Below are 24,615 nucleotides of genomic sequence, written 5' to 3'. Positions count from 1 at the left end.
CTTAAAAGTCCCTTAAAAATAAGGGACTTTTTTATTCACTATGCCATTCATCAGCCCAAACATTACTGCTAGGCGCTGGTTCGTATTTATTCTTTTTATATTGATTACTATTTATAAAATGAGCATTTTCCCAATTATCCTCCTCTTTATTACAAGCATCAACACTATTTAGACCTAAGCTACCTCTTAAACAATTCTTTAAAAAACGTTTAGCTTTAGGACTTTTTGAAATTAAAAATAAACCTGTAGCCACAGAAACTCCTGCCGCGGCAATCAATAAATTTCTTTTGGTATTATTATTTCCAATCATTATTTAACAACTTAATAACTCAAAAACGATGAATAATACTTTTTGTTTTAATAAGCATAACTCAACGTTCTAATTTAGTAAATATACACAAAGCTAATCACTAAAAACATGAAGTAATTTTAGGAAATTGTAAAATTTGTATTAAAAAATATACTTGAAAAATTATATGAAAAGTCCACCTGACTTTAGGCTAACAAAAAACATAAAAATGTGACAGGATGACCCTGTTATAGAGTTTTTCGAGAGCATAGTAAAAAGCCAGCACCATGCTGCGCTTTATATGCTTCTCTGAAATGCCATTTGACCTGGCAATATCACTTGCCTTAACGCCTTTTTCGTGCTGTCTCAATATTAAAACAATCCGTGCTTCCGTAAATTGTGTTGTTTTCACAATTATTAATTAAAAATAGTGTCTTTTTCTAATTTTAATCGGACCAATTTCGGCGAAGCACACACCTCCACGATATATACTTGGATAAAATGTTGATTTTCCTGCCTTGTTTTTATAGACTGTTGCTTGACCACGGTAAAAAATTAAGTGGTCTTTAATCTTAAAAGCAAGTTTGGCAGTATGTTCTACAAGCTCTCTGAATGTCGAAACAGGAAAAGATTCAACAGAGTCGACTTTTAGCACAAATGTTGAATAGAATTACCAATCTTCAACCTTGCACAAAAGCTCAATAGAAGTACTTCTCCGGCTCTATTGCCAATTTGTTTGTTACCTGCTGGCCTTATTGTCATTAGTTATTTTTTGTTGTTCTTTCCATAGTTGTTTATATTTCCTATATTTCAAGAACAAGATCAAAGTGATTGTCGGATGTAATATTACAAATAACAGCACATTTAATTGCTGATAGGTAATGCCAAGAACATTACTCATTACTTGCATAATTTTTACACATATCCAAAATACTGTTTCCATTATTTACTTTTCTGTTCAATTATTTTTAATTTCCAAAAGTTTATACCACTCGCCACAATTAGTGCGATGTCATTACGTAGTCTGATGGACCAATCAATATGTCGCAATGTCAATTACCATTTAGTCTAAAAACAATGAAAGTCCAAATTAGAGCTGCTAGAAAAGCAACACCAAAGCACATTAATTCCTTTTTTCTAATTTTTTCTTTTGAAATTTCCTGATTATTATTCTAAAGCTATCAAAAAAACTGGCAAAAAACTGTGTCAATAAAAAAATACTATTAAAAGTCCTAATGGTTGCCAATAATCCTTGTTCGTAAAGAAAAAAGTCCCGTACTTCGCCTGTCTCATATATATGTTGTTGGCAAAGTCCTAAAACTGTTAAAGTTAAAATTATAGAAAGTAAGCTTCCTAAAAAAATATTTTATAAATTCTTTTCTTAAATTTTATCCAGTTCATTATATTTTATCTTGTGTTTCGGTTTTCTATGCTTGTAGGTAACGTTGAAGCATTAGCGGAGGTGGGGAAATAGAATTTCCACAGCCTGGCGGCAGCAACCTGTTATTGATTTCCGTGATTTAAGCCGCCGATATAAAGTTCAATAGAATTACCCAAAGCTCAAAGCACCTACCAAAGCCCCCCTTATGCCAATACAATGTTGGTGGCAGTACTATGGATTTATCATTAACACCTTTCTCATACTTTCTGGTAATATATATTTTACTCCAAAATTCCAATCTTCATTTAAAAACCATTCGCCGTATAAGCAAATGGTATACGCATCTTCGTGTTTAGTACAAATGCAAAATTGTCCAATGTCACCCTGTGCAAAAGAAGTACTTAATTGAAAATATTTTCCAATTATTCTAAGGTTGTAATCCTTATTGATTAAAGATTGAATAAAGATGTTTTCTAAAAATAAAGGCATATCTATCGCCTGATCTGTCTCTAAAATGTCTTTTAAAGACTTGGTTTTTAATACCGTAAAACTAATAGTAGCTCCTGTTTTGTCGTAGGAATTAACCTTTGTAATTTGGCCGTAGCAAAACTTTGTCTTTTCAAATTCCTCTTCTTTTTCATATCCATCGTAAAATACTTTAGGGCATTGATAGAATAGCCAAAATTTCGAATGCAAGCTAAATCTTCCTGGTTGTTTTAAAAACACATAGTATGTATGTCCAACATATGGACTTTGTTCTAAAGCGTAATTGGTTTCCAAATTATCTTTCCAGAGAGAGCGTCTCGCAATAATTTCTGTTTTATAATTATCTATTTCGCCTTCTAAAGGTCGACAGATGGAGCAATCCCCTATTATGATTTCCTCTCTTTGCATGGTTTTTCCAAGTATTGCCACCAACGGAAAAAGTATTACCGAAGGACGGGATTTAACTAACGAAAAGTTCTATAAAAACTGAACTAAGCAAAAACTTTTTTCTTTTGCCAAATTAGTAAAATAAAAAAGGGTTTTGCGGATAAATATCACTAAATATTCAACTTTACCGAAACTCCGTCTTTTGCCAATACAATGTTAGTGGTAGTTTTAACTTCGGGATACTATTTTTTGAGTTCTATTATTTGAATTTTGTTTGTCTAGCCTGCTGATTTCCAACTATAAATACGGCTACTTAAATCCTAATTTTTTTGTCATATTAATTTAACGATTTGTATTCAAAGTTAAGTTTAGTTTTTAACAAAAGTGTAATGCAAGATGCCAAAACAAACGGAAATGTAAGTTGGGTAATATCAAATTTCGTCATCAATAGACTAATGCCAAGTGATAACAATACAGAAATTAAAACCCAAATGCCGTCCTTGACCTGAATGTCTGCAAATACTATTGCACACAGTACAGCGTTATAGCCATATAGTCCAAGGTTAATATCATTGATTGGTGCAGAAAATTTGAATGCGATAATAGTAGACAGAATTGCTCCTAAAAGTCCATATAATGCTGAAATGCGTGAACTAATAAATACTGCGGTAAAAAATAATATTCCTGATACTAAACTGTCTTGAAAAATTACTTGTCCGTAGCTTTTAAAAGCATTAGCTAAGTAACCGGTTGTTTGGTTAATAGATGGAATTGGTTCTGCTAATAAATATATATTATAATTGTTATTAATGAATAATATTAGCCAAGTTATCAAAACAAACGGTAACGTAAATACAGGTATTTTCCGTTTAATAAAAAAGTGCTGTATTATTGTTGCCAATGTTGAACCTAAAATGATAAATACCCAACTCAAAAACACTGGCTTTAAGAACAATACTACAGCAACGCCAACCAAAGCCGCACTAAATCCGTAAAGTCCTTTGTCAATTTCTGTTTTGGGATATTTTAATAAAAATGCTGTGGTTGTTCCGCATATAGTTGCTAAAAGTGAAGCACAACCCATTAGAAATGAGCCGTAAAAAATGCCAAAAAGAAAAAGTAAGCCAGTAATACTATTTTCTTGAAGCATTATTTGTCCATATCCTTTTAACAATATTGATGTAACTGAAACGGTCTTACCAGCTAATCCATTTATAGTGTCAATTTTCCATCTCATTGTAGTGATTCTATCTTTTGTTTTTTAATTTTATAATTATCCTATTGTGATAGAGTATGGTCTGCAAAAATTACCTTGAACGTTTCTCGGCTTTGCGTTGTGGGGGATTTTTAGCACAAATGTTCATTTGAAAACCAAATGTTGAACCTTGTACAAATGTTTCATAGAAGCACTTCAGCCCCCATAACGCAAAACCGATGTTAGCATCTGTTATTGCTCGTTTTCTTTTATCAGTTGTTTAGATGTTTCCACAAAATCTTTCCAAATATTTTTATCGGCATAATAGTACTTAGCTTCTTCAATATAATTTGAGAGTATTCTATACCAAAAAATTTGTCTGCCTGAATGAATCTTTTTAAACATCTTTCGATCAAGCAAATTTTCTTGATATGCTGCTGATAAATTTTGAAAGTCGTTTAAAAGTTGATTTATTGAAAAAGCTGCATCGTGATTATTGATAATTTTTTTACATTCTTCATTTGTTAATTGCCAATCGCTTCCATATCTAAATGATATTTTTAAGTCTTCAATTTTTTTTCTAGCCTCACTTTCGAGTTTTGCAGTAATTTCAGTATTGATGAAATTATAATTTGATGCTCTTCGATTCCATTTTGTCGTTTGCCTAATTTGAAAAATTATAACGGCTAAACCTAGAATGGTTGTTATTTGTGCAAGTATTCCAATTATATCATTGTAAGCGCTCATGTTCAGGTTTTTATAATTGCTGCTAACGGTTCGGGGCTTTGCGACGGGCGGGTTTCGGAGCACTACACTGTCAACCAGCACTGAACTTGAATAGAAGCACAAAGCTCCAAGTTTGCACGTCACCCCACCTGACGCAAAACCCGTGTTAGCTGCTGGGTATTTGTTCTTTAATATTGTCAATTTCGTTATTAATGTTTTGAAAGTCATTGTTTATTTTTTCAAACAAGTCATTAAAAGTTAATCTTTCAATTTTTTCATATTGGTATTTAAAAGTGTCACCATAGTTTAGGTAAGGCTTTTTCCCTCTTCCTGAAAATGTATTGTTGAGAAACAAGTTGCTGTCAATTAAATTTTCTGCGAATTTTCCCGCTTTTCTTCCAATTACAAATTTTCTGTATTGTATATCCTCAATCTGAACACCTAATTTATAGCCGTCTTGTAAGTCAAGAACAAAGTCGATTGTTGCTTTTTGATTGTTGATGCTGTATGCTGTCGTTATGTTATGACTGTTTGATTTGCTAAAATGGATTAACAAGTGGCTTGCTCTTAATTTCTGATAACCTTCCCAAAGTTTTATTTCGTTTAGTTTACCGTATAGAACTTTGTTTAATGAAATGGCAAAATCGTATTCCTGCTTTATTTCCAACTGTTTGGATAATTCGGATAAATTAAATGCAAACTGTTTGTAATCCGATATTAAGCTTTGGTAGTAAGTGTCATTCGTGAATTTGTTTGGTTCTATAGAATCAGAAATAGTTCTATATGTTTTGACTGTCCAACCTTCAAAAAACAAATCATTTGTCCAAAATAAAGTTGTAAGCACAAACTCAATATCAGTTTTTCCAAATGAGTGTTTAATTCGTTCAAGCTGTGCTGATGTTGGAAAGTCTTTGACTTTGTTTTCTATTGCAATTTTGTCTACCACATACAGGTCAACACTAGCTTTGAATTCTCCATTGCTTTGATTGTATTCTCTTTTGAAAGTAATGTCGTTGTTTAATGTTTTGTCGCTAAAAAGTTTTGCTGTTTCAATTTTATTCAAAGTTGATAACCAAAACCAAAAATTAGAGTGGAATAACTCTCTTGAAGAAAGGAAAAGATAAAATAAAGGACTTGCTTTAAGTTTTTCTATTGTCGTGTCAATATTATTCATTTTTCTTGCTGTGTCGTTGTTTTACCTTGCAGCTAACGTTTTTGCGCTTGGCGTTCGTGCGGGATTTCGGAGCACCAAACTGTCAATCCAGTACTAAAGTTGATTTGAAAAACTGAACTTAAATTGAAGCACTTCACCCCGCATGACGCCAAACGCATGTTGTGTGCTGTGGTTTTGCCATGCTATATTCCATAAATCTTACTAACAAACTTGTATGCTCTTTTTTCACCAGTCTCAGGATGAACCCAATCATCAATCGCTTTAGGTATGGAAGTTAGAATATAAGCATTGTCATAAGTTACATCACCATTTCTTATTCTTCCGTAAAAATCTTGGTCGGTCATAGAGACACCTGTAATTCTAAATCTAGCACCATCCCAATTAAAATCAATTTTCGCTCTATCCCACTCATTTTTATATATTCTGACATTTGTCACTATCATAAATGATTCTGTTGGTGCAGTTACAGAATTAAATTCCTGTTCATTTAAAAATGTTTTGTAATTACCCCAAAAGCCTTTATAGGAGTATTGTTGATAAGCCCATTCTAAAACATCTTGGTTTCTATTGCCTACTTTCCTACAAGAGTTATTGTCAATTACCCAGTTTTCTTGTTGTTTGCCTTGAGGCATATGTCTTCCGTCAAATTCAATTATGTCTAATGGGCTTGCAAAGTCAATTTCATGACCTTGTACAGCTCCAGCATGTCCATCGTCACGAACAATTCTTATCCATTTAGTAGGGTCGTCCAAGTCCAGACCTCCAGGACATAATCCACCAGTTTTGCAACTTACGGCTAGTAATAAAACTCGCTTTCTCATTTTAAATGCTTTCCAAATTTAATGTCGTTGCTAAATTTTTTTAATAACATATCAGAAATTAACCTACGATGGCATTTTTCTGTAGTATGTTCAGAGCAAAGAAGTGCTACGTTTTTGTAATCCTTAAATTGCTCGACAAAGTTTTCAATTTTAGATTCCTTCTCTAAATACTTGTTGAATTCCATTTCAAACAACGTATAATCTTTGCTCATTGCAGACCCTTTAGTTCTAACCTCTTTTAATAATTTTTCTTGAGGTGCTAAGTCTACCCTGTGAACATACTTGCAACCATTTGCCAATTTGTCCAAGAAGTAGGGCAAGTCCTTCTCAAACGCAAATCTTGATAATTGTCCGTTAGGATTTAGCCTAACATCAATCAGACAATCTATATTATTGTCTTTTAGTAATCCAAAAAAATCCTCTGCGGATTTTTGAGTAAAGCCGATGCTAAATAAATTAATCATATTCTATGTTGTTTTGATTTTTAGTTTCCATTTTCCAACCATGCAATAAATTCCAATATCTATCGCAAAAGTCAATTACTTTATCCTGCACTGTGCTACCAAAATAATTATTGATTTTAGCAGGTTCAAAAAAACTGGAATTTAGAACATCCAATTTTTTTATTTCAGTTTTATTAAATACGACCTCAGATAACTCCTTATTTATTTCTGCACTAGAGACAGTAACAATTTCACCAAGTTTGTTTTTTGTTATATGATGCACTTCAATCCAATCCCCAAACTTTTCTTCAATTTTTTTACTTACGAAAAAAAATCTGTGACAATCAACCGGTCTTTTCTCACTACACATAAGTGCAAGTGTGTAATCATTGTCATATGCTCTTTCAATTCTTTTTATTCCTTCTGAGAAATATTCATCTTTTCTAAACTTCTGAAAATCTACAATCTGCTCATAGGCATAGAGTTCAGTATTTTCTGGTCTATTGCTCTTTGAAATAGGAAAAATGTCTTCAAAAAATATATCAGAAGCTTTCGAGAATACATCTTGCATCGGACTTGCCTTTGCACCAAGTTCAGGCACATGACCGTAGGTAATAGAAAAATGTTTAGCTGCCACTTTTAGGTTGTCCGCATTGCATTGTGGAAACTGTTTTGAATAGGGCATAGACCGAACATCAATTAGATGTGATACATTGAAATGTTTCAAAGTAGTTAGCATGCTTTCAATGTCAATAATTGACCCATTTTGAAACAATGTATAACCCAATGTATATAATTTTCGTTTTTCCATTTTATAAATTTCTCAAATTTGTGTTTTGGTTGATTTTGTTAATACTTTCATCAGTCAAAACTACTTCTATTTGGTTGTTTTCTCGATTATATTTGAAGGCTTCTGAATACTTGGTTAAGAGTTCACCTACCTTTTGGTTGTATTCCGTTTCATCATAATCAATCAATAACTTTTTTGGTTTCGCCAAGTTGTTTATGAATAGTAAAATATACTCTTCAAGCCCCATTTCAAAATACCTGCAACTTAATGCCCAGTTATGGATATGAAATATTTCCATAGTGTGACTGTATGTAATTGCTGAGCAAATACCAAGGTTGTCGCCATTTTCCCTAATTATTTCAAAATATAATGAGCATGCATCATTACCAAAATCATTATCGTTTCGTGAAAATTTAAATTGGTTTGATTTTGAGAATAACTTTATTGACTCGCAGTGACCTTCGTCAGTAATTGTCTTGATAGATAGCTTAGGTAAAGAGTTTTGAATACGCTCTGCTTGTATAATTCTAAATTGCTTTCTTCTATTCTGAGAATTTAAGGACAACTCATTTCTTTCAAAAGCACAACTAACAGATAATGTAGTAACTAAGTCAATGTGGTTTGTCCATTCTGGAACAAAGACTGTAGGCAATTTGGTTTTTACTTCATCTCTGACTATTTGATTGTCGTCAATAAAAATGATTGAGTTTGGCAAAATGGAAAGCTGTTCAGATATGATTTTAATATTGTCACTTTTATCGTTGTTATTTGCAATGATGTAATCAATCTGATTTTTCAACGGAAAAATAGTCTCATCTAATTCATTAATTGTTGATTCAATCAAATTTGTGTTATTTCTCGAACAAAGAGCAAGAAATAATCCTAACTCTTTACCTAATGTTTTAATAAATTTCATGAACTCGATAAATGGTGCCCCCTTTTCGGAATTCATGTTTTCTCTGATTTTTTCTATTCCATCTTCTGAAAGGGTTCCCATCCAAAGGGTATCGTCTAAATCAAGGACTATTGCTTTATACAGTGTTTTTAATTTACCTATTATTTCTGCAATAATCTTGGTTATGATTACACCTACTACAGTTATGTCAGTTTTGCTAGAAAGTTCAACTATAGCGGGTAAGTTTTTAACTTGATATTTAAAGTTATATGTCGTGTCCTTTGTTGTATTCTTGCAAGTAACAGTTATTTCATTTATTCTTTCTTGGTTGCCTTCATTTTCTATGGTGAAATTGTGCTGTTTGAGTTCTCTAAGCAATTCATCAAAGAGTTGGTCGCCTTTAGGAATAAAATTATTAAGTCCATTTATGACAATATGAAATTCATCTGAGTTGTAGTCACGAAATTTTTTTACATAGTCATTTATGTAAACCATTAGAAATGGGTTGCTAATCTCCGAAGAATTAATTCTGATGTTTTCTGACTTAGCCATTCTGTAATTTCATTAATAAAGCAGTGTTTGTCTGTTTCGGATTTTCATTTCTTGTTAAGCTGTCGTCTTTTACCATTGCACACAACGTTTTGCGTGTTGCCGCAGTTGGCGATTTCGGAGCACTTCACTGTCACCCAGCACTAAAGTTTGATAGTAGCACTCATCTTCAATTTTGCACGTCACCGCCAATTGAGGCAACACGCTGTTGGCAGCTGGTGTTCTGTCTGTTCGTCTTTGTAAACCATTGTCAGTGTTGAGTTTCAGTGTCATTGTCCGTTTGCTTTTTTGTTTATCTGAGTCGGGTTGTGCATAGCGTTTTTTATTTTTTGATGGGTCGGGACATTTTTTAAAAACAATTTTTCTTGCGTTGGCTTTGCAAGCTCTTTGACAAAGCTTTGGACTGTGCTTGGGCTTGTGCGGCTTTGGCAATGTGCTTGCAAAATATTGAGAGATTTAAATGATTTCATTTGTAAATAAAAAGTCTTTTAATGATTCTGCTACTGCTTTTGCTAATGGAACAGGAACACCATTACCAATCATTTTAAATTTCTTCGATAATGAAATTTCTGACGGAAGTATATATTCATCAGGCACACCTTGTATTCTTAGAGCCTCCCTCGCAGATAAACGTCTATTTAAATATGGGTGCAAATGAACTTCGTTATTTCCGTAGCAAGCTGTCGGACTGTATTTAAAACGATGAAGTCGTTTAAATGATGGTCTATTCGTTTCACCTTCAGCTATTTTATTTAATTCAGATATAGGCTTGTATAAGGTAAATACCTCATTCGCATTCGGAATTACATCAATTTTACTATTTGGAACTAAACAGCTTTCAACACACAATTCAAAAGGAACATCTTCCGGTTTTTTCAATTTGTTCCCAAAAGAAACTTGTTTCCCCCAATTATACTTTGTCGCAGAATCCTGATATTTCTCGTTTACAGGAAACGGGAACCATTTACCAAACAGTGCTTGTTCAATGGCTTGTTTGTTCAAACAATCTTTTCTAATACCTATAAAAAATACACGTTCTCTGTGTTGCGGTACACCATAATTCAACGAATTAAGTTTTTCGTGGTCAACGTAGTATTCTTTTTCAACTCGCTTCAACAGCGTTTGTAAATATTCTTTTGTGTCTTTTCTTTTTGTTAAACCGGTTACATTTTCCATAACGAAAAACGTTGGTTTTAATTCCAAGATTTTATCAAAGTAAACAATTGTAAGTTTTCCTCTTTCTCCACCAAAACCTTTTAATGAACCATTCATACTAAAGTCCTGACAAGGCGGGCCTCCAATCATTCCAAAATGCTTCGGCTTACCATTTGGAAAAGCTTCAGAAACAATTTCTTTTGATGTTACTTCAACGATTGATTTAGTATTAAAAATTTCCGCTTTAATTCCATTGCCTTTAGATTTTCTCCACGAAGTCACACCAGCAGCGTGAAGTTTAGCAAAAACTTCATCAAATTCATTTGTCCAAATTACTTCAAATCCGGCTTGCTCAAAACCCATATCCATAAATCCTCCTCCAGAAAAAAAAGAAAGTATCGGAATTTTATGTTCTTTATTCTTACTCATAAATTATTGTCGTGTCAGTAGCAGAATAAACAAATTCTTTTGCTTCATTTCTTACATTGTAAATTCTAATTTGTTTGTTCTTGTTTCTGTTTAGTTCATCAAATTCTTCCTCAGAAAAATTTTTAATGGTTAAATTCATATTTCCATTTTGTAAAAATAAACTCACATTTCCATTCTGAAATTTCTTCACGTCTTTAATTTCACCCAACACATCGTTGAAAGAAAAATCTGTTTCAAGTTTCTTATGAAAGAAAGAACAAGCTGGTCTGTAAAGACAATACTTGCAATTTTCTTGTTTTGGATTTGCTGAAAATGATTTTGTTTTTATGCTATCATTAGTAGATTTTAAAAGGCTTTTCGCTTCATCAAAAAGCGATTTACATTCTTGTTGTGAAAACTCAACCGGAAATTTCTGTTTAGCTAAATCAACCAAACTCAAGTCCGTTGGGAACTTGTTTGTGTTTTGAAAATACAAGTAAGCATAAAGTTTAAGTTGTTCTTTGTATTCATTCTTTACATCTGAATAAATTTCGCCTTCATCATCTAAGCAATCTTGTGTAATTGCTCCGGTTTTAAAGTCAATTATTTCAATTTCGTTTCCGTTTTCAATCACTAAATCAACTTTTCCGCCAATCAATTTGTCGTTTGATTCAAACCATTTTTCAGAAACAAATTTGATGTTACCCAAACTTGTAATTTTTTCGGATTCGCTTCGCAAATGCTTTTTTAGTTGAATTTTCTTCAACCCAAAATTTCGTAATTTAACTTTTAGCGGAACAAAAAAACCAAAGCCTTTTTGTTTTAAATCTTCTTCAAGTGCTTTCACTTGCTTGTCAAATTCCGCATTAAAATCATCTTCACTTTTCACAATTCCTTTTGCAATCAGCTCAAGCATTTTGTGCAAAACTGTGCCGAAATACGCATTTGGCGAAAGTGGAAGTAACGGCTTCTTTTTAAACGCTTCTGCCAATAATGATTTGTAAGCACAATTTTTCATTGAATAAAATTGGCTTGGCGAAATACGTTTGATTTCCTTAAAATTCGTTTCTCCAATTTTATTCATCATCTCTCAATTAATTTTTCATAACACCAACCCGGTCTGCGATGCAAGTTAAAGGTGTCAATTATGCTAATTTTCCCACCGTTACTTTCTGTATGTAGTTTTATTTCATTGTAAATTTCCGCTAACCAATTTGCTTCTGTGAAATTTCTCATATTCCAAAATGGATGGATAATCATAACAACATTTCGTTGTCTATTACCCATTTTGATAATTGGCAACCCATTTACTTCTGTTCGTACTGCTGTATTTGAATGAGAATAGAATGAGAAAAAGAAAGAATCACGTAATTGTTTTGCAAAATCAAGCCAATTCTGCAATTCAATAAAGTTAAAATTTCCGTCCGCACCACAAACAAAAGTTGAATCATTCATTACACGAAGCATTGATAAACCTAAACGCCAATCAAGCAAACTATGATAATTCATATTTCGGAACACTTTCAAACAATCATAACAAGCATCATCACATTTTCCTTGATGAGTTTGCGAATGAATTTTTCCTAAATAACTATTCGCATTGCTTGGATTTATAGATTCTGAAAGTATAATTGCAAGATTGTTGTATAAATATCTTACGAAGCCCGAACCATTTGGTAATTCATCAGTCAAGATAATTTCGGCAATCCTTCTTCCGTCTTCAAGAACTTTAACTGGAATATCCGCAATCTCAATTTCTGTTGGGTCAACGTCAAGTTTGTCTGCTAATATTCTTTGAAGTAAAAATGCTGCGGAATAATAACCGGAACGCACTCCGTTACTTTGTGCTTTGACGTGTGGCAAATCTGTTTCGCTAAAAAACATATTTAAGTCAAGTTCATAAGGAACATTTGTTGGTGCAATTCGGAAAATTTCGGTGTTTTTATTGCTGGCTAATGCAATTAGTTCATCAGAACTTGTTGGATTTGATTGAACAAACATTGAATGACCATTGCTGTCATTTGTTGGCAATGCTAAATCATTTAACAACCATTGATTGTTAAACCAAAATCCGCTTTGATTAAAAGGAAATTTATTATTTGTATTGTATAATCTTCCTGTAAAAAATTTATCAGAATTTGTATTCACACGCCAAGTAACATCATTATCAGAAATAGAAATTGAAGCGTTACTTATTGTTTCTACGTTTGCTGAACCGGTTTTCTCTGCAAAAATTGGCGGACGTGAAAGCAAAAATTCAGAATCATCTTTCGTGTCGCTTCCGGCTGAAAGATTTGTTCTGTATGCTCTTGGCGATTTCAGTTTAAATGGCGGTTGATATTTATTCGGATTCTCTTCACCACAATTTGGACAAACATCAAATTGACTTTGACTCTCCAATTCTGCTTTTCGTTCTTCCGAATACGTTTCAAAAAATCCGCAAGCCCTACAACGCACAAACCAACGGTTAAGTGAAAAGGGAAGTTGATTGGCTGTGTCAGCATTTTTAATTCCATTGTGAACATTGATAAAATCGCTTGTAAAACCAATTACTTGATGAATCGCTTTATCTTTTGTTTTCTGTGCTCCCGGTGCAAATTCATAAATTGCCATTGCTTGTGCTCTGTCAATTGAAAGTGGTTCTGGTTTCCTGTTAATACCGTGGTACAAGTTTTTAACTGTGGTTGGCATTCCAAACATTGGCAAAATTCCGCCTTCGGCAAATTTTTCAGAAATGTCATTACTTGCAATTTCTTCATTCTTGATAATGCTTTCTGCTTTTTCAATTAAACCATTTGGCGTTGTTGTATCTGCAACCCAATTTACAAATTCATCTTTTTTGTCTTTTAGCTGTGGCGTTAGTAATGCATCAACTGTTTGTTCGATGACAGTTCTGTTTTCATTTATCCAATTTGAAATTTCAGGTTTGTAAATCGTCCAACTATCAACTGAACCAAATTCTCCGTGAACACTTGATTTATCATCAGAAGTAATGTCAATCTCTTTTTCAACGTATGCTCTGCGAAAAATTTCTTTTGCAAGCAAACGTTTAAAAATCCTTTCTTGCCCCATTGTCAAGAAAGGAGTTGGTGGGGCATCGCCTGTAATTTTTTGAGGGTTAGCAAAGTAAAACTCATCGTGGCTTCTACCTCTACAAAATGTCAAAATAACGGAATAAGCTTGTCCTCTACGTCCTGCACGACCAACTCTTTGTTGATAGTTGAAACGTTGCGGTGGCATATTACCCAACATTACGGCTTGCAATGCACCAATATCAACACCAACTTCAAGTGTTGTTGTTACGCTTAATAAGTCTATTGTTTTTACTTGTTTGTTGCCTTCATCTGGTAAAATGATATTTCTGAAATGTCTTTGTCTTTCAAATTGGTCATCTGTTTGTCCGGTGAGTTCTTCGCAATGCAAACGGATTGGTTCACGTTGTTGTTTAATGGCGTTGTAAGAAAGATAATTTTCTTTCCAAACATCATCACAAATTCTGTCCGCTTGCTGTTGCAGTGCCGTAACAGAATGAGTGCAAATTCCACCGCTAAAATGCAAGTGTGGTCGGCTTCCTCTTTGACTTGTCCAAATTGAATCCGTTGAACGTGCCACTTTGATAAAAAGGTTTTCAATTTGAATGCCTGTGTCGCCTCTCATTAAACTACTTGTTGAAAGCGTATTAAAAACGGCATCGCCAATTTCGTTTTGATTTTTTGAATACCTTGTTTCAACTGCACGAATGTATTTTTTGACTTGTCCGGGTAAATCGTTGTATTGCGTAAAGTTGAATGGACTTGCATCTTCAACTTTGTTGTGTTTGTATTTATCACCTAAAATCCGGATTGTAGAATTTACGATTTGTAAAAAATCATCTTTTGCTAAAGCAACAATTCTTGCTTGGTCTGTGATAACCTGTAATTCAGGATTTATACAAACATAACCCAATGCGGAAGACTCAAACGAATAAAACAGCGAACCGAAAAACATTGTAGCGAGTCCGTCAAATGAACCTTCTTTCAATGCGTCAATGTAATCTTGGTTTGCACCGGCAGCCCATTGAAAATTTGTAAAATCAATAAGGTCATACCAAGGAACAAAATTGTTGTTCAATAACCTTGTTTGCAACGAAATGTCATTACCGCCTGGATTTATTCCTAAACCAACAAAGTGTTTAATGAGTGGTGCAAGATTTAATGAATTTGTGATGTGAACTAAACTTCTTACATTTAAAGTCAGCGAACGGATTTCATTCAACTTTATTTCTGCTTCTTGTTTCTCTCGTATGCGGCTTGCGTTTGTTCCGGTGTAAGCGGAATTTTCAACTAAGAATTCAATTTCATCAAAAATTGTTTGCGATTGCTCTTTTAATTCTTGTTGTCTTGCTGTATTTCCTTTGTCAAAAGCATCTACAATTTGAAAACGGAACATCAAGTTTGAATGCAATTCTTTGACTAAAACTTCACGCATTAAATCAGAAAAGTGATTGCGTTCAATTCCGTTTGCAATTTGTGCCGCATCTTCTCTGCTATCGGAAAATACGACTAATTTTCTTTCTGTTTCGTTACTCGGAAGTTGATACATCAATTCCTTTGCAAACATTTGTGTTGTTTTAGCGAAACCGGTTCTAAAACCACGAATAGAAGAAGTTTTATTTTTATTCCAATCTTGTCGTCTTTTTTGATGATTTACGCCACAACTTGGACAAACGCTTGGTAATGCTTTGTGTGTTTCAATCGTAGAAATGTTTCCATTTGCATCAGGCAAAGCAATGTCACGATTTGAATTGTTTGTAATGATGAAATAATATCCTTTTATCCATTGTTCAGGTTTTTCGTCCGCCTTGTTATGTGAATTATCAATGTCGCCCGAAATACAATTCAGTGAAGCAGGAATCCAATCTGCAAGAAAATCAGTTTGATTAAAACCGTTCATAGTTGGTTGTCGCCAACCAACTTGCGGAATACCTGCTTCCGCATCGTGTGGCGTGAATTGTTGATTTCCGCAAGCCCAAAATACAGCGTATTCTTGGTAACTTCGTCTTTCAACCAATTTTGCAGGCGTTTTTTCAGGAATACCTTCAATGTTAGGGCTAATCGGAAGCATTTCAAAAGAGTTGTTTCCTGATTCATTTCTTGTTACCAATCGGCTACCACCAAATAAGGTTGTTCCGCAATTATCACAATAGAGCAATTCTAAAACACGGTTTCCATTTTCCGAATTTATACGTGTGGTAGAATATAATTTTCCAACTGTTCTTTCTTCGTCTGAATATGCTTCGTTAATTTCATCTGGCTTAACAGATGCCCAAATTCCTTCAATGTTTCTAAAGAAATAGTGAAATCTAAAACGTGGTAACTTCCTATCATCAGGAATTGTTTTTGCAATGTCTTCAAATTCTTTTTCGTCTAACATTGCTCTTACAATCAACAAACCACGCAAAGCATTTTCTAAATCTTTTTTATTGGATGTTCTTTCAAAAATTGTTTCAGCAAAATATTTTCCGTTATCATTATCACCGTTTGCTTGGGTTGAACAAACTGCTTTGTAATCTTGACAAGGCGAAAACAAACGTTCTTTTAATTGAAAGCTTGGATTGATTATTACTGATATTAATTTTGAAATTCCGTTTCCGTCTTGTGGTAAATTAAACGCTGTTGCAAGTTGTGTTGCACTTGCTTCACAAGTTGAAATGAAATTTACGTCAGTAATATTTCCTTTTACTTCCGAAAATTTATTCGCAATTTCTTTGAAAGGATTTATTGGAAGTTTTATTCCATTTTCAGGGAACGCATTAATAGGATTATTTTTTCCTTCAATAATTTTGAATGGTTTTTCTGTTCCAAAAAAGTCCTTCAAAAACTGCTTGCTTTCCTGTCCTTCTTTCGTTTCTTCTTTTGCTTCCAACGAAGCACTTGAAGCAAGAATTCGCAATTGTGGGTGATTAGGATTTAACCCTAAACGATTAAGAACAAGTTTGAGCAAATATGCAACTTCTGTTCCTTGCGTTCCTCTGTATAAATGCAACTCGTCAATGATTAAGTGAAAAATGTTGTTTTCGTTTTCTTCTAACCATTGTCTTGTTTCATTAAAAATTCCTTTGTCAATATCACGCATTAACATTATGCTCAACATTGAGTAGTTTGTAATCATAATGTCCGGTGGTGCAACTTGCATATCAAAACGACTTCTCATTTCTGCACCGTCTAAGCGTTGGAAAAATGATTTTAAATCTTTTGCTTCGTTTCCTGTTTTTCCTGTTTGTTGAATGTATTGTGCAACACGGTTTGAGTCCGTCTCAATTTGCTGTAACTGTTCTTTGAGTTGATTTACTTTGTTTGTATTGATTGCAAAAGTTCCGTCATCTTTTATTTTCTTCAACTCACCGGCAACAGGTGAACTTCCGTTGTATCGTCCAAAATAAATTTTATTTCCGTTTGTGTTTTCGCTCAACCAATTTCTTGTGTCGTCAGAATCTAACGCTTTACGCAAACGACTCATTTGGTCTTCCACCAAAGCGTTCATTGGATAAAGAATTAATGCTCTTACACCGGCTTTTCGTGTTTCGTGATTGCGTTGTCTTACATCGTTGCTTAACGTGAAATTTGATGTATTAACAATTTGCCTTGCAGAAATTCCACCATTTTCACGCCACCAAGTATTTATGCTTGTAGATTGTTGATTGGGTGCTGTCCAATTTGCAAGTTCTTTTGAAAGTTGAGCAAACAACGGAAGCAAAAAAGATTCTGTTTTTCCTGAACCTGTACCGGAAGTGATAATACAATTATTTCCGAGCAATGCTTGTTTCAACATTTCTGCTTGGTGCGAATGCAAAGGGAAATTCCCTACAAGTCCGGTATTTACAAGTCCTTTGAATGTTTCGACTTCTCCTTCGTTCAAAGCATTTCCTAAATCTTCTGCTGTTAAGTCATTTATTTTTTTTCCACTTGAAACATAGTCGGGCAATGGTTCAATCCAAGGTTTACGATAAAGAACTCTGTCGTAATTCAGTAAATCGTTACGCTCTTTTTCAACGCCTTCAAACTTCGTTCCGAACGCAGTTTTCACATAGCGTATAAAATTTTCTTTTATGGTTTCAAACGAACCAATTGGGTCTTTCATAATGTTGTATTTATTGCTGTTTGACCTAATTTTAATCTAAATAAGTTTTGAGTGAAAATGCCAACTACATTTTCATAAACCCTGTATTTCTTTCCGTTAATTTCTTTGAAGTCGGGTGCTTTCCCGCTTAACAACATAATTGCTTCCGACAATAATCTTGGCAAAGGGGTTGCAATAGGAATTGCAACTTTTTTGCTTGAGTTGTCAAACAAAATAACTTCCTTTTGGAAGTGTTTCAACGCAATAAATCTTCCCCAATTCATATCAACTTTATAGCATTTATTGTTTTTCCAAAGTTTGAACTCATAAGTATATTCATTTAGTTTGTATCTAACTAATGAGAATGATTTGTCAAAAGTGGGTGTTTCATTTTTGTCAAAATCTAATGTATCAGGATTGAAAATGTATCTCGCCCAATCGTAATCATTTTCATTAGTTTCTTGTAATGTTTCTTCGTAATCTGTAATGGTTGCAGAAAAATCTTGCAATGCAACTTGCGGATAATAATCCGTTGTAAATTTTATATTCAATTCGTTTGCAAATGTTTTAATACTGTTTTCTCCATAGGAATCATTTGCTTGTTGAAAAGCCCTTATGGTAATTACATCAGGCAAAAGCAATCTTTCGTTTGAAGAAAATTGCTTTGTAATTTCTACTTGCAAATTGTACTTTGGTCCTGTGGTTATGATTTTTTCAATTAACGCTGTATCTCTTGCTCCAATCAGTAAAACTTTTCTCCCTTTTTCTGCCGGTATGAAAATAAATTGCGGTGGATTTAAAATAATCTTTTTCGTTTCATAATCGAAGTCAAGTATTCCGATGAAATCGTAAAAATTCAATGACGCTCTTTTGAGTTTTGTAAGATTGTAGTTTGTGTTTGCCTGATATTCAGGAAATTCTTTTGAATAGAAAAATTCAAACGCCTTGAAAAAATCCTCCGTTGTAAGCTCGCTTTTCAATGATAGAAAATTGCAAAGATTATTTCCATTGTGATTGTTGAAAATAGCACTTGAAATGTTTGGTTGTGTTTCTTGGAATGTAGAAGTAAAAAGTGAGCCATAAGTAGAGATATATCTTTGGCTTGACATCATTGGATTTATAATATTGCTACCCAAACAAAACTGCTCTACATCTGTTGCAACGTTTCGTCCAAATGAATCTCGTTTCGGTAAGTTTGAGCCGTCAACTTTAATTGCTGTATTATCTGATGAAACAAGATTGTATGCAAGTGTATTTCCTGAAAAAGTTTCATCTTCAACTTTAATATAAAAATCTGTATTTATTGCCGTTTTTGCTGGTAACAACCAACGATTGTTGAGCGATGTTATTTTAGAAAGAAATATTTTTTCGTCCGTATCTTTGTATTGCAAATACACTTTTTCGTTACCGTCAGAATTAATAATTTCAACTTCCGGTAAAAATTCATTTGAGTATGTTCTGAAATTAATTTTTAAACCACCAACTAATTCAATTCGTTTTTCGGTATAGAGTGTAAGAAGTGGAATTTCGGTAAGTCCTTGTGTTGGGTTACGAAACCAAAACAAAGAATAGTTGTCAGGCAAACCTTCAAAATCTTCTTGTTTGAAATTTCCGTTACCAAATGTTTTGCCCCATTCTTTTACAAGGCCCTGTTTGTCGTTTTTGCATAGCAAATACATTCGTTCTGTTTTGGAAAGAAAGTCCGTTTCAATCCAAAAATCGTTGCTTAATTGAAACGTTCCCGCACTTACAAATAATCTCACATCACGAATTGGAAATTTAGCAAGCCATTTATTGAAATTGTCTTTTAGTTCAAGACCTTCTTTAAATTCAAGCGGTAGTGTTTTTGACCAACCGTTGATTTCATACAAGTTTTCGTGTTCGCTAAATTTTAAATCTTCCGGATAATCATTTGAGGAATACATTCTGTAAGAAAACGAAATAACTTCATCATTTGTGTTTACTTTGAATTGAAGAAACAATGGGGCAACCGTGTAATTCCTTTTCTTTCTTGTTATTGTTCCTTCTTCAATTTCTTCGTGTGTTTCGCCTGACCATTTTTTGTATTGGCGTTGGATTGTTTGAATGATTGAGTTGGATAACTCATCATCTTTTTTCAAAAAATCTAACGTACTTTTCGGAATTAAATCTGTTCTACTGTTTTTGATTTTTTCTTGTAAAAACTTGTCATCATAAAACGTGTCCGGAACTAAACCAATAGACTCAAATAGTTCCGGTAAACGATTCAAAAATTTTGGCGGTAAAACACATTGCGAAAAAACTTTACCAACATAAACCCAATTTGCATTTGAAAAGGGAACTACATTAAACAAACCTAAATCACCATTTTTTTTGATATTAGCCCAATTCGCCAAATCTTCCCACAAACTATTTATTTGATTGTTGCTAAAATCGCTTGTTCCTATGTTCTCATTTATTTGATTACTTTGTAAAAAAGTATTAAGCCTGCCGTAATAGTTGTTTGCTCTTAGGTTAGTGTTGTCAATACTTTCAATTAAAGGTAGCACGAAGAAAGTCAAATAAGAAATGTAAGGTGGATATAAAACAGGAACATCGTCTATTGTGGCAAATGTTCCGTCCGCTTTTTTTAAGCCGATAAGATTGTTTTTGGAATGAGCGTGTTTTGCCTTTGCAATCACATTTCCGTTTGAGCCCGGAATGCCTCGTTTAATAGAATTGATAAAATCAGTCCAAATTTCGTCTTCTGTTTCTTCGTTGAAATTTTGCCTCGCTAAACCAATAATATCATTCTTGGTTAGATACAAATGAATATCCTTTCCTGCATTGTCAGGATTGAAAAAATAAGCCGATATGATATTATTCCATTCTAAATACTTCATCATAGATTCAATAAAGTAAATTTTGTTTACAAATCAGCGTTGATAATAAGTGGCTCTTTTGGCTTTGCGAAGGGTCGGCTTGGCGGGCAGGGGCAAAGCTAAATGTGCCACTTGCGTGCTGGCTTAAAATTGTTTTTAAAAAATGCGGGTGGGGAAAAAATAAAAAACATAGGGTTGGCAATGAGGGTCGGCTTACTCGTTGTCCGCTTGTAATATCGTTTCTATGTTTTTGGTCACCTGTCAAAATGGTTTACTTTATTTCTGTTTTTAGTCGTCTGTTTGTCGTTGTGGAGTCGTCTTTACACTTGCTGCCAACAATTGTATTAGCGAAACTAATATACAAAAAGTTTCGCCAATACATCCTTATAGACGAATCGCGTGTCACAAGCATTAAATATAATACAATACGCTATTATTTAACCGTTTAATTAATTTAAAAATCATGAATAGCGAAACAAATCTTATTATTTCATCGTTATCGTAATTATGGAAAGCGAAGTTATATTGAAGACATTTCAAACAAAATTGAGCACACAGAGATACGCCAAGAATACTATTAAGTCATATATGGACTATGCTAGCCTATTTTTGAAGCATCTCAATGAATAACCATCCTTAAAAGATGTGCCCGTGACTGCTATAGAATCTTTCATTAATGAAAAAGTTCTTAAAGAGCAGATCAGTGTTTCCTATCAGAAAGGTTTAGTTGGAGCTATTAAGAAGCTATACGAATTGACACTTAACCAAAAGGTTCAGCTCGATTACTTATATCCCAAAAGATCGTTTTCTAAACTGCCCAAATTCTTTTCCAAAGAAGAAATTCGACAATTATTAGATAGCACCGACAATATTAAGCATAGAGCAATATTAATGTCCATTTATAGTTGTGGCTTACGCCTAAACGAATTGCTGAACCTCAAGATAAAAGATATACGATCTTCTGAAAAGATTATCCGAATCAACCAAAGCAAAGGTAACAAAGACCGGATTGTATCCTTACCAGATAAATTACTGGATATTTTAAGAGAGTATTATTTGGTTTATAAACCTACAAACTACCTTTTTGAAGGAGAAAAAGGAAATCGATACAGTGAACGTAGTGTGCAACTTGTATTGAAAAAGTCATTAGCTAACGCGAAAATAAAAACCGAAGGCACAGTACATACATTACGTCATTCGTACGCTACACATTTAATTCAATCTGGTATTGATGTCCGAATTGTTCAAGAACTGCTCGGTCATGAAAACATAAAAACAACCATGATCTATACACACATTACCGATATTGATAAAAAGCGCACCCCTAGCCCATTGGATTTTTTATAAAAGCACGATTCTTGCAACGAAATATAATTCATTCCAGGATTACCTCCACTACGTTACGGTTTTCCTGTGGTGGGGGTGATTCAAACTCAATCCTTAGTCTGCTCGTTCCTCACAGCCTGCTTTTTTGGTTCCCGCTTCGCCCTTCAAACCGAGGCCAAATCACTCACTAAAAACATTTAATCTGGTAAACCTCGCCTTGAGGCTCAGCTTGAAACAAAAAAGCCTTCAGCTGATTTATCAGCTGAAGGCTTTCGTTTGTCGGTGTGGCAGGATTAACGCTGCGCGTTGATCCTTAAATAAGTTTTTGAAGACAATACTAATAAAGCTTCAACCATCGCTAAGCTAGCGGGTTGGCTTTGTCATTCCCGAGCTTCGCTATTGAAACCGCCTTGCGGACTGGTATCAAGCTCGCTTTGAAATGACAAAGCCCCTTTTGCTATTCGCAAAAGAGGCTTTTAAATTGTCGGGGTGGCAGGATTACCTCCGCTGCGCTCCGGTGATTCTGGAGAGGGGGTGATTCAAACATAGCCCTGGCCTCTCCTACGTCGAGGCCGCTTTTTTGTGTCCCCGCTTCGCCTTTCAAACAATCGCTAAAATCTTTTTCAAAAAATAAAGGAAATACTCCGGCGGCGCCAGCTTGAGGCTCGCGTGGACACAAAAAAGCCCCTTCTGGAAAACCAGAAGGGGCTATGTTTGTAGAGGTGGCAGGATTACCTCCGCTGCGCTATGGTGATCCTTTAATGAGTTATTAGAGACAATCCTAATAAAGCCTCAACCCTCGCTACGCTTGCGGGTTGGCTTTGTCATTCTGAGCCTCGCTCTTGAAACCGCCCTGCTGACTGGTCTCAAGCTCGCTCTGAAATGACAAAGCCCCTTTTGCTATTCGCAAAAGAGGCTTTTAAATTGTCGGGGTGGCAGGATTCGAACCTACGACCTCCACATCCCAAATGTGGCGCGATACCGGGCTACGCTACACCCCGAGCTATTCATTTTAATCAATCCTGATCTCCCTGAACAGGTTGCAAAAGTAAAATTATTTTAGACAACTGCAAAATTTATTTTAAAATAAAATGATTGTTTTTTGTGCTTCTTTTAGCGGATTTTTATAAGCATGATATAAATCAATGAGTTATACAAAATCCATTTTTTGTTTTATTTTTATTTTGGCGCATAAAAATTTTAGTAAACAGTCAGATTAATCAGTTTTTACATTTTTAATAGACAAATTAAAAGTAATTGAATAAATAATCTAATTCTAGAATTTATTAGAATTTGCTAGGTTTCAAATCAAGAACATTAACCAAATTTGAAATTGGAATAGTATCTAAAAAAACTTTTTAAATACTATTTACTCCAAAAACGACCTTCTTTTTATCACTTTTCGTTATCTCGTATTGAAGAATTTGATTTAATCATACAAAAACCAACTGATATTCAATACAGCTTAAAATAAATTTCAACTTATTAATTAACAATGAAAAACTTTTTAATTTTAAAAATAAATTAATTAAATCTGACAGAACCGTTCAAATAATTTAAAATGTAATAATAACTAAATGAAAGCAATTTTAACTACATTAATCATTTGTGTATTAAGTTTAAATTTAAATGCACAAAATTTAAAATCATTTAAGTCTGACGGGAATTTATTTGGATTTAAAGATAAAAAAGGAAGTATTATTATTGCCCCAAAATACAAGCAAGTGCAAGAGTTTTCTGAAGGGTTGGCTGCAGTTGCGCTGGCTGATTCGGATGAATGGGGAGAAACTTTTAGATGGGGTTTTATAGACGAATCAGGAAAAGAAATTCTACCGATTAAATATAAGTTTGCCAATAATTTTCGTGAAGGATTGGCATTGGTTTCGCTTCAAGGAAAGTTCGGCTTTGTTAATAAAGCAGGTAAAATGATAATTCCAGAGAAATATGATCAGGCGGTTGACTTTATTAATGGATTAGCTATGGTATCCTTAAATGATAAGTATGGGTTTATTAATAAGAATGGAGATGAAATTATACCGATTAAATATGATGCGGTTTCCGAATTCTCAGAAGGTCTGGCAGCCGTAAAAATGATCGAAAAAAATGTTTTCCCTTATAAAACAAGATGGGGCTATATTAATACCTCTGGTGAAATTGTTATTCCTCTAAAAGAATATGATTATATACTTAGTTTTGATAAAGGTAAGGCCGAAGTAAAATTAAATGGCAAGGTGTTTATTATTGATAAATTAGGTAATGAAATAAAAAATTAATTTTTTATCTAAATGAAGTTTTTGAACTATCAGACCTCTTTAAATATTAAATTGGTTATTTCTTTTTCAATTAATGAAAATCGTAAATGTATTTTTTTATTTTAAAACAGATGAAGTTTTTTTCAATTCATTATTCTAGTTTAGAGTTATGAATTTCTATTTATCATTACAACAATAGACCTTTAATTTAGATTTCAAAATACAATTCAGATGTAAGTTAGCCAAATTAGTAAAGTCGAAATTTAAAAGGCGAGGAAGTTAAAGGTGGGGATTTAAGATTGGGAATTCTTAATTTAATAAAATCTGATTTTCCAGATTTTGAATAAGAAAGTTATAATATTATTTCCGAGTTTAACCAATAAAGTAAGTTGTGTTATAA

The 24,615-nt window shown here is 33.7% G+C and carries 16 protein-coding genes and 1 tRNA gene; 2 read left to right on the top strand and 15 right to left on the bottom strand.

The window, feature by feature from the left end; genetic code table 11:
* Positions 1 to 31 precede the first annotated feature (31 nt).
* The 14 genes from VRU49_RS07945 to VRU49_RS07880 form a co-directional block, all read right to left on the bottom strand.
* Complete coding sequence (locus VRU49_RS07945) at positions 32 to 310, bottom strand: hypothetical protein (protein WP_330146248.1); 279 nt, start codon at positions 308 to 310, stop codon at positions 32 to 34.
* 1,591 nt (positions 311 to 1,901) lie between these two features.
* The gene (locus tag VRU49_RS07940) at positions 1,902 to 2,564 is read right to left on the bottom strand and encodes a hypothetical protein (RefSeq protein ID WP_330146247.1); all 663 of its coding nucleotides are present in this window, start codon (positions 2,562 to 2,564) and stop codon (positions 1,902 to 1,904) included.
* Positions 2,565 to 2,880: 316 nt separating this feature from the next.
* Positions 2,881 to 3,780, bottom strand: coding sequence for an urea transporter (locus VRU49_RS07935; RefSeq protein ID WP_330146246.1), 900 nt, complete (start codon positions 3,778 to 3,780; stop codon positions 2,881 to 2,883).
* Positions 3,781 to 3,990: 210 nt separating this feature from the next.
* Positions 3,991 to 4,485 (bottom strand): DUF4760 domain-containing protein, encoded by a 495-nt coding sequence (locus VRU49_RS07930; RefSeq protein ID WP_330146245.1) that lies wholly within the window; start codon positions 4,483 to 4,485, stop codon positions 3,991 to 3,993.
* A 145-nt stretch (positions 4,486 to 4,630) separates the two neighbouring features.
* Positions 4,631 to 5,638, bottom strand: coding sequence for a hypothetical protein (locus VRU49_RS07925; RefSeq protein ID WP_330146244.1), 1,008 nt, complete (start codon positions 5,636 to 5,638; stop codon positions 4,631 to 4,633).
* A 182-nt stretch (positions 5,639 to 5,820) separates the two neighbouring features.
* Positions 5,821 to 6,459: a dual OB domain-containing protein gene (locus VRU49_RS07920; RefSeq protein WP_330146243.1), complete on the bottom strand. Its 639-nt coding sequence runs from the start codon at positions 6,457 to 6,459 to the stop codon at positions 5,821 to 5,823.
* Positions 6,456 to 6,923: a DUF488 domain-containing protein gene (locus VRU49_RS07915; protein WP_330146242.1), complete on the bottom strand. Its 468-nt coding sequence runs from the start codon at positions 6,921 to 6,923 to the stop codon at positions 6,456 to 6,458. Before VRU49_RS07915 ends, VRU49_RS07920 begins: the two co-directional genes overlap by 4 nt.
* Positions 6,916 to 7,713, bottom strand: coding sequence for a DUF488 domain-containing protein (locus tag VRU49_RS07910; RefSeq protein ID WP_330146241.1), 798 nt, complete (start codon positions 7,711 to 7,713; stop codon positions 6,916 to 6,918). The genes VRU49_RS07915 and VRU49_RS07910 overlap by 8 nt, the downstream gene beginning before the upstream one ends.
* Position 7,714: 1 nt before the next feature.
* The gene (locus VRU49_RS07905; protein WP_330146240.1) at positions 7,715 to 9,139 is read right to left on the bottom strand and encodes an HAD-IIIC family phosphatase; all 1,425 of its coding nucleotides are present in this window, start codon (positions 9,137 to 9,139) and stop codon (positions 7,715 to 7,717) included.
* A 266-nt stretch (positions 9,140 to 9,405) separates the two neighbouring features.
* Entirely contained in the window at positions 9,406 to 9,606 is a 201-nt protein-coding gene (locus VRU49_RS07900) for a hypothetical protein (RefSeq protein WP_330146239.1), read from the bottom strand.
* Positions 9,593 to 10,720, bottom strand: coding sequence for a DNA cytosine methyltransferase (locus VRU49_RS07895; RefSeq protein ID WP_330146238.1), 1,128 nt, complete (start codon positions 10,718 to 10,720; stop codon positions 9,593 to 9,595). The genes VRU49_RS07900 and VRU49_RS07895 overlap by 14 nt, the downstream gene beginning before the upstream one ends.
* On the bottom strand, positions 10,713 to 11,786 hold the full coding sequence (locus VRU49_RS07890; RefSeq protein WP_330146237.1) for a PD-(D/E)XK nuclease family protein: 1,074 nt from the start codon (positions 11,784 to 11,786) through the stop codon (positions 10,713 to 10,715). Before VRU49_RS07890 ends, VRU49_RS07895 begins: the two co-directional genes overlap by 8 nt.
* On the bottom strand, positions 11,783 to 17,818 hold the full coding sequence (locus VRU49_RS07885; RefSeq protein WP_330146236.1) for a DEAD/DEAH box helicase: 6,036 nt from the start codon (positions 17,816 to 17,818) through the stop codon (positions 11,783 to 11,785). The genes VRU49_RS07890 and VRU49_RS07885 overlap by 4 nt, the downstream gene beginning before the upstream one ends.
* On the bottom strand, positions 17,815 to 20,661 hold the full coding sequence (locus VRU49_RS07880; protein ID WP_330146235.1) for a hypothetical protein: 2,847 nt from the start codon (positions 20,659 to 20,661) through the stop codon (positions 17,815 to 17,817). The genes VRU49_RS07885 and VRU49_RS07880 overlap by 4 nt, the downstream gene beginning before the upstream one ends.
* A gap of 627 nt (positions 20,662 to 21,288) precedes the next feature.
* On the opposite strand from VRU49_RS07880, the gene VRU49_RS07875 reads away from it, so the two are divergent.
* Positions 21,289 to 21,984: a phage lytic cycle repressor MrpR family protein gene (locus VRU49_RS07875; protein WP_330146234.1), complete on the top strand. Its 696-nt coding sequence runs from the start codon at positions 21,289 to 21,291 to the stop codon at positions 21,982 to 21,984.
* A 906-nt stretch (positions 21,985 to 22,890) separates the two neighbouring features.
* Here the strand turns inward: VRU49_RS07875 and VRU49_RS07870 are convergent.
* Positions 22,891 to 22,964 (bottom strand) — tRNA-Pro (locus VRU49_RS07870).
* A 576-nt stretch (positions 22,965 to 23,540) separates the two neighbouring features.
* Between VRU49_RS07870 and VRU49_RS07865 the strand changes: the two genes are divergently transcribed.
* The gene (locus VRU49_RS07865) at positions 23,541 to 24,236 is read left to right on the top strand and encodes a WG repeat-containing protein (protein WP_330146233.1); all 696 of its coding nucleotides are present in this window, start codon (positions 23,541 to 23,543) and stop codon (positions 24,234 to 24,236) included.
* The last annotated feature ends 379 nt before the right edge of the window (positions 24,237 to 24,615 follow it).

This window comes from Pedobacter flavus (assembly GCF_036324285.1).
GTDB classification, from domain to species: Bacteria; Bacteroidota; Bacteroidia; order Sphingobacteriales; family Sphingobacteriaceae; genus Pedobacter; species Pedobacter flavus.
This window is presented reverse-complemented; position numbering and strand designations above follow the sequence as displayed.

Bases quoted from the DNA above. Each gene is read 5' to 3' on its own strand.
- VRU49_RS07915 (WP_330146242.1), bottom strand. From the start codon at position 6,923: ATGATTAATTTATTTAGCATCGGCTTTACTCAAAAATCCGCAGAGGAT.
- VRU49_RS07890 (WP_330146237.1), bottom strand. From the start codon at position 11,786: ATGATGAATAAAATTGGAGAAACGAATTTTAAGGAAATCAAACGTATT.
- VRU49_RS07920 (WP_330146243.1), bottom strand. From the start codon at position 6,459: ATGAGAAAGCGAGTTTTATTACTAGCCGTAAGTTGCAAAACTGGTGGA.
- VRU49_RS07945 (WP_330146248.1), bottom strand. From the start codon at position 310: ATGATTGGAAATAATAATACCAAAAGAAATTTATTGATTGCCGCGGCA.
- VRU49_RS07885 (WP_330146236.1), bottom strand. From the start codon at position 17,818: ATGAAAGACCCAATTGGTTCGTTTGAAACCATAAAAGAAAATTTTATA.
- VRU49_RS07935 (WP_330146246.1), bottom strand. From the start codon at position 3,780: ATGAGATGGAAAATTGACACTATAAATGGATTAGCTGGTAAGACCGTT.
- VRU49_RS07895 (WP_330146238.1), bottom strand. From the start codon at position 10,720: ATGAGTAAGAATAAAGAACATAAAATTCCGATACTTTCTTTTTTTTCT.
- VRU49_RS07865 (WP_330146233.1), top strand. From the start codon at position 23,541: ATGAAAGCAATTTTAACTACATTAATCATTTGTGTATTAAGTTTAAAT.
- VRU49_RS07905 (WP_330146240.1), bottom strand. From the start codon at position 9,139: ATGGCTAAGTCAGAAAACATCAGAATTAATTCTTCGGAGATTAGCAAC.
- VRU49_RS07930 (WP_330146245.1), bottom strand. From the start codon at position 4,485: ATGAGCGCTTACAATGATATAATTGGAATACTTGCACAAATAACAACC.
- VRU49_RS07925 (WP_330146244.1), bottom strand. From the start codon at position 5,638: ATGAATAATATTGACACGACAATAGAAAAACTTAAAGCAAGTCCTTTA.
- VRU49_RS07880 (WP_330146235.1), bottom strand. From the start codon at position 20,661: ATGATGAAGTATTTAGAATGGAATAATATCATATCGGCTTATTTTTTC.
- VRU49_RS07940 (WP_330146247.1), bottom strand. From the start codon at position 2,564: ATGCAAAGAGAGGAAATCATAATAGGGGATTGCTCCATCTGTCGACCT.
- VRU49_RS07910 (WP_330146241.1), bottom strand. From the start codon at position 7,713: ATGGAAAAACGAAAATTATATACATTGGGTTATACATTGTTTCAAAAT.
- VRU49_RS07900 (WP_330146239.1), bottom strand. From the start codon at position 9,606: ATGAAATCATTTAAATCTCTCAATATTTTGCAAGCACATTGCCAAAGC.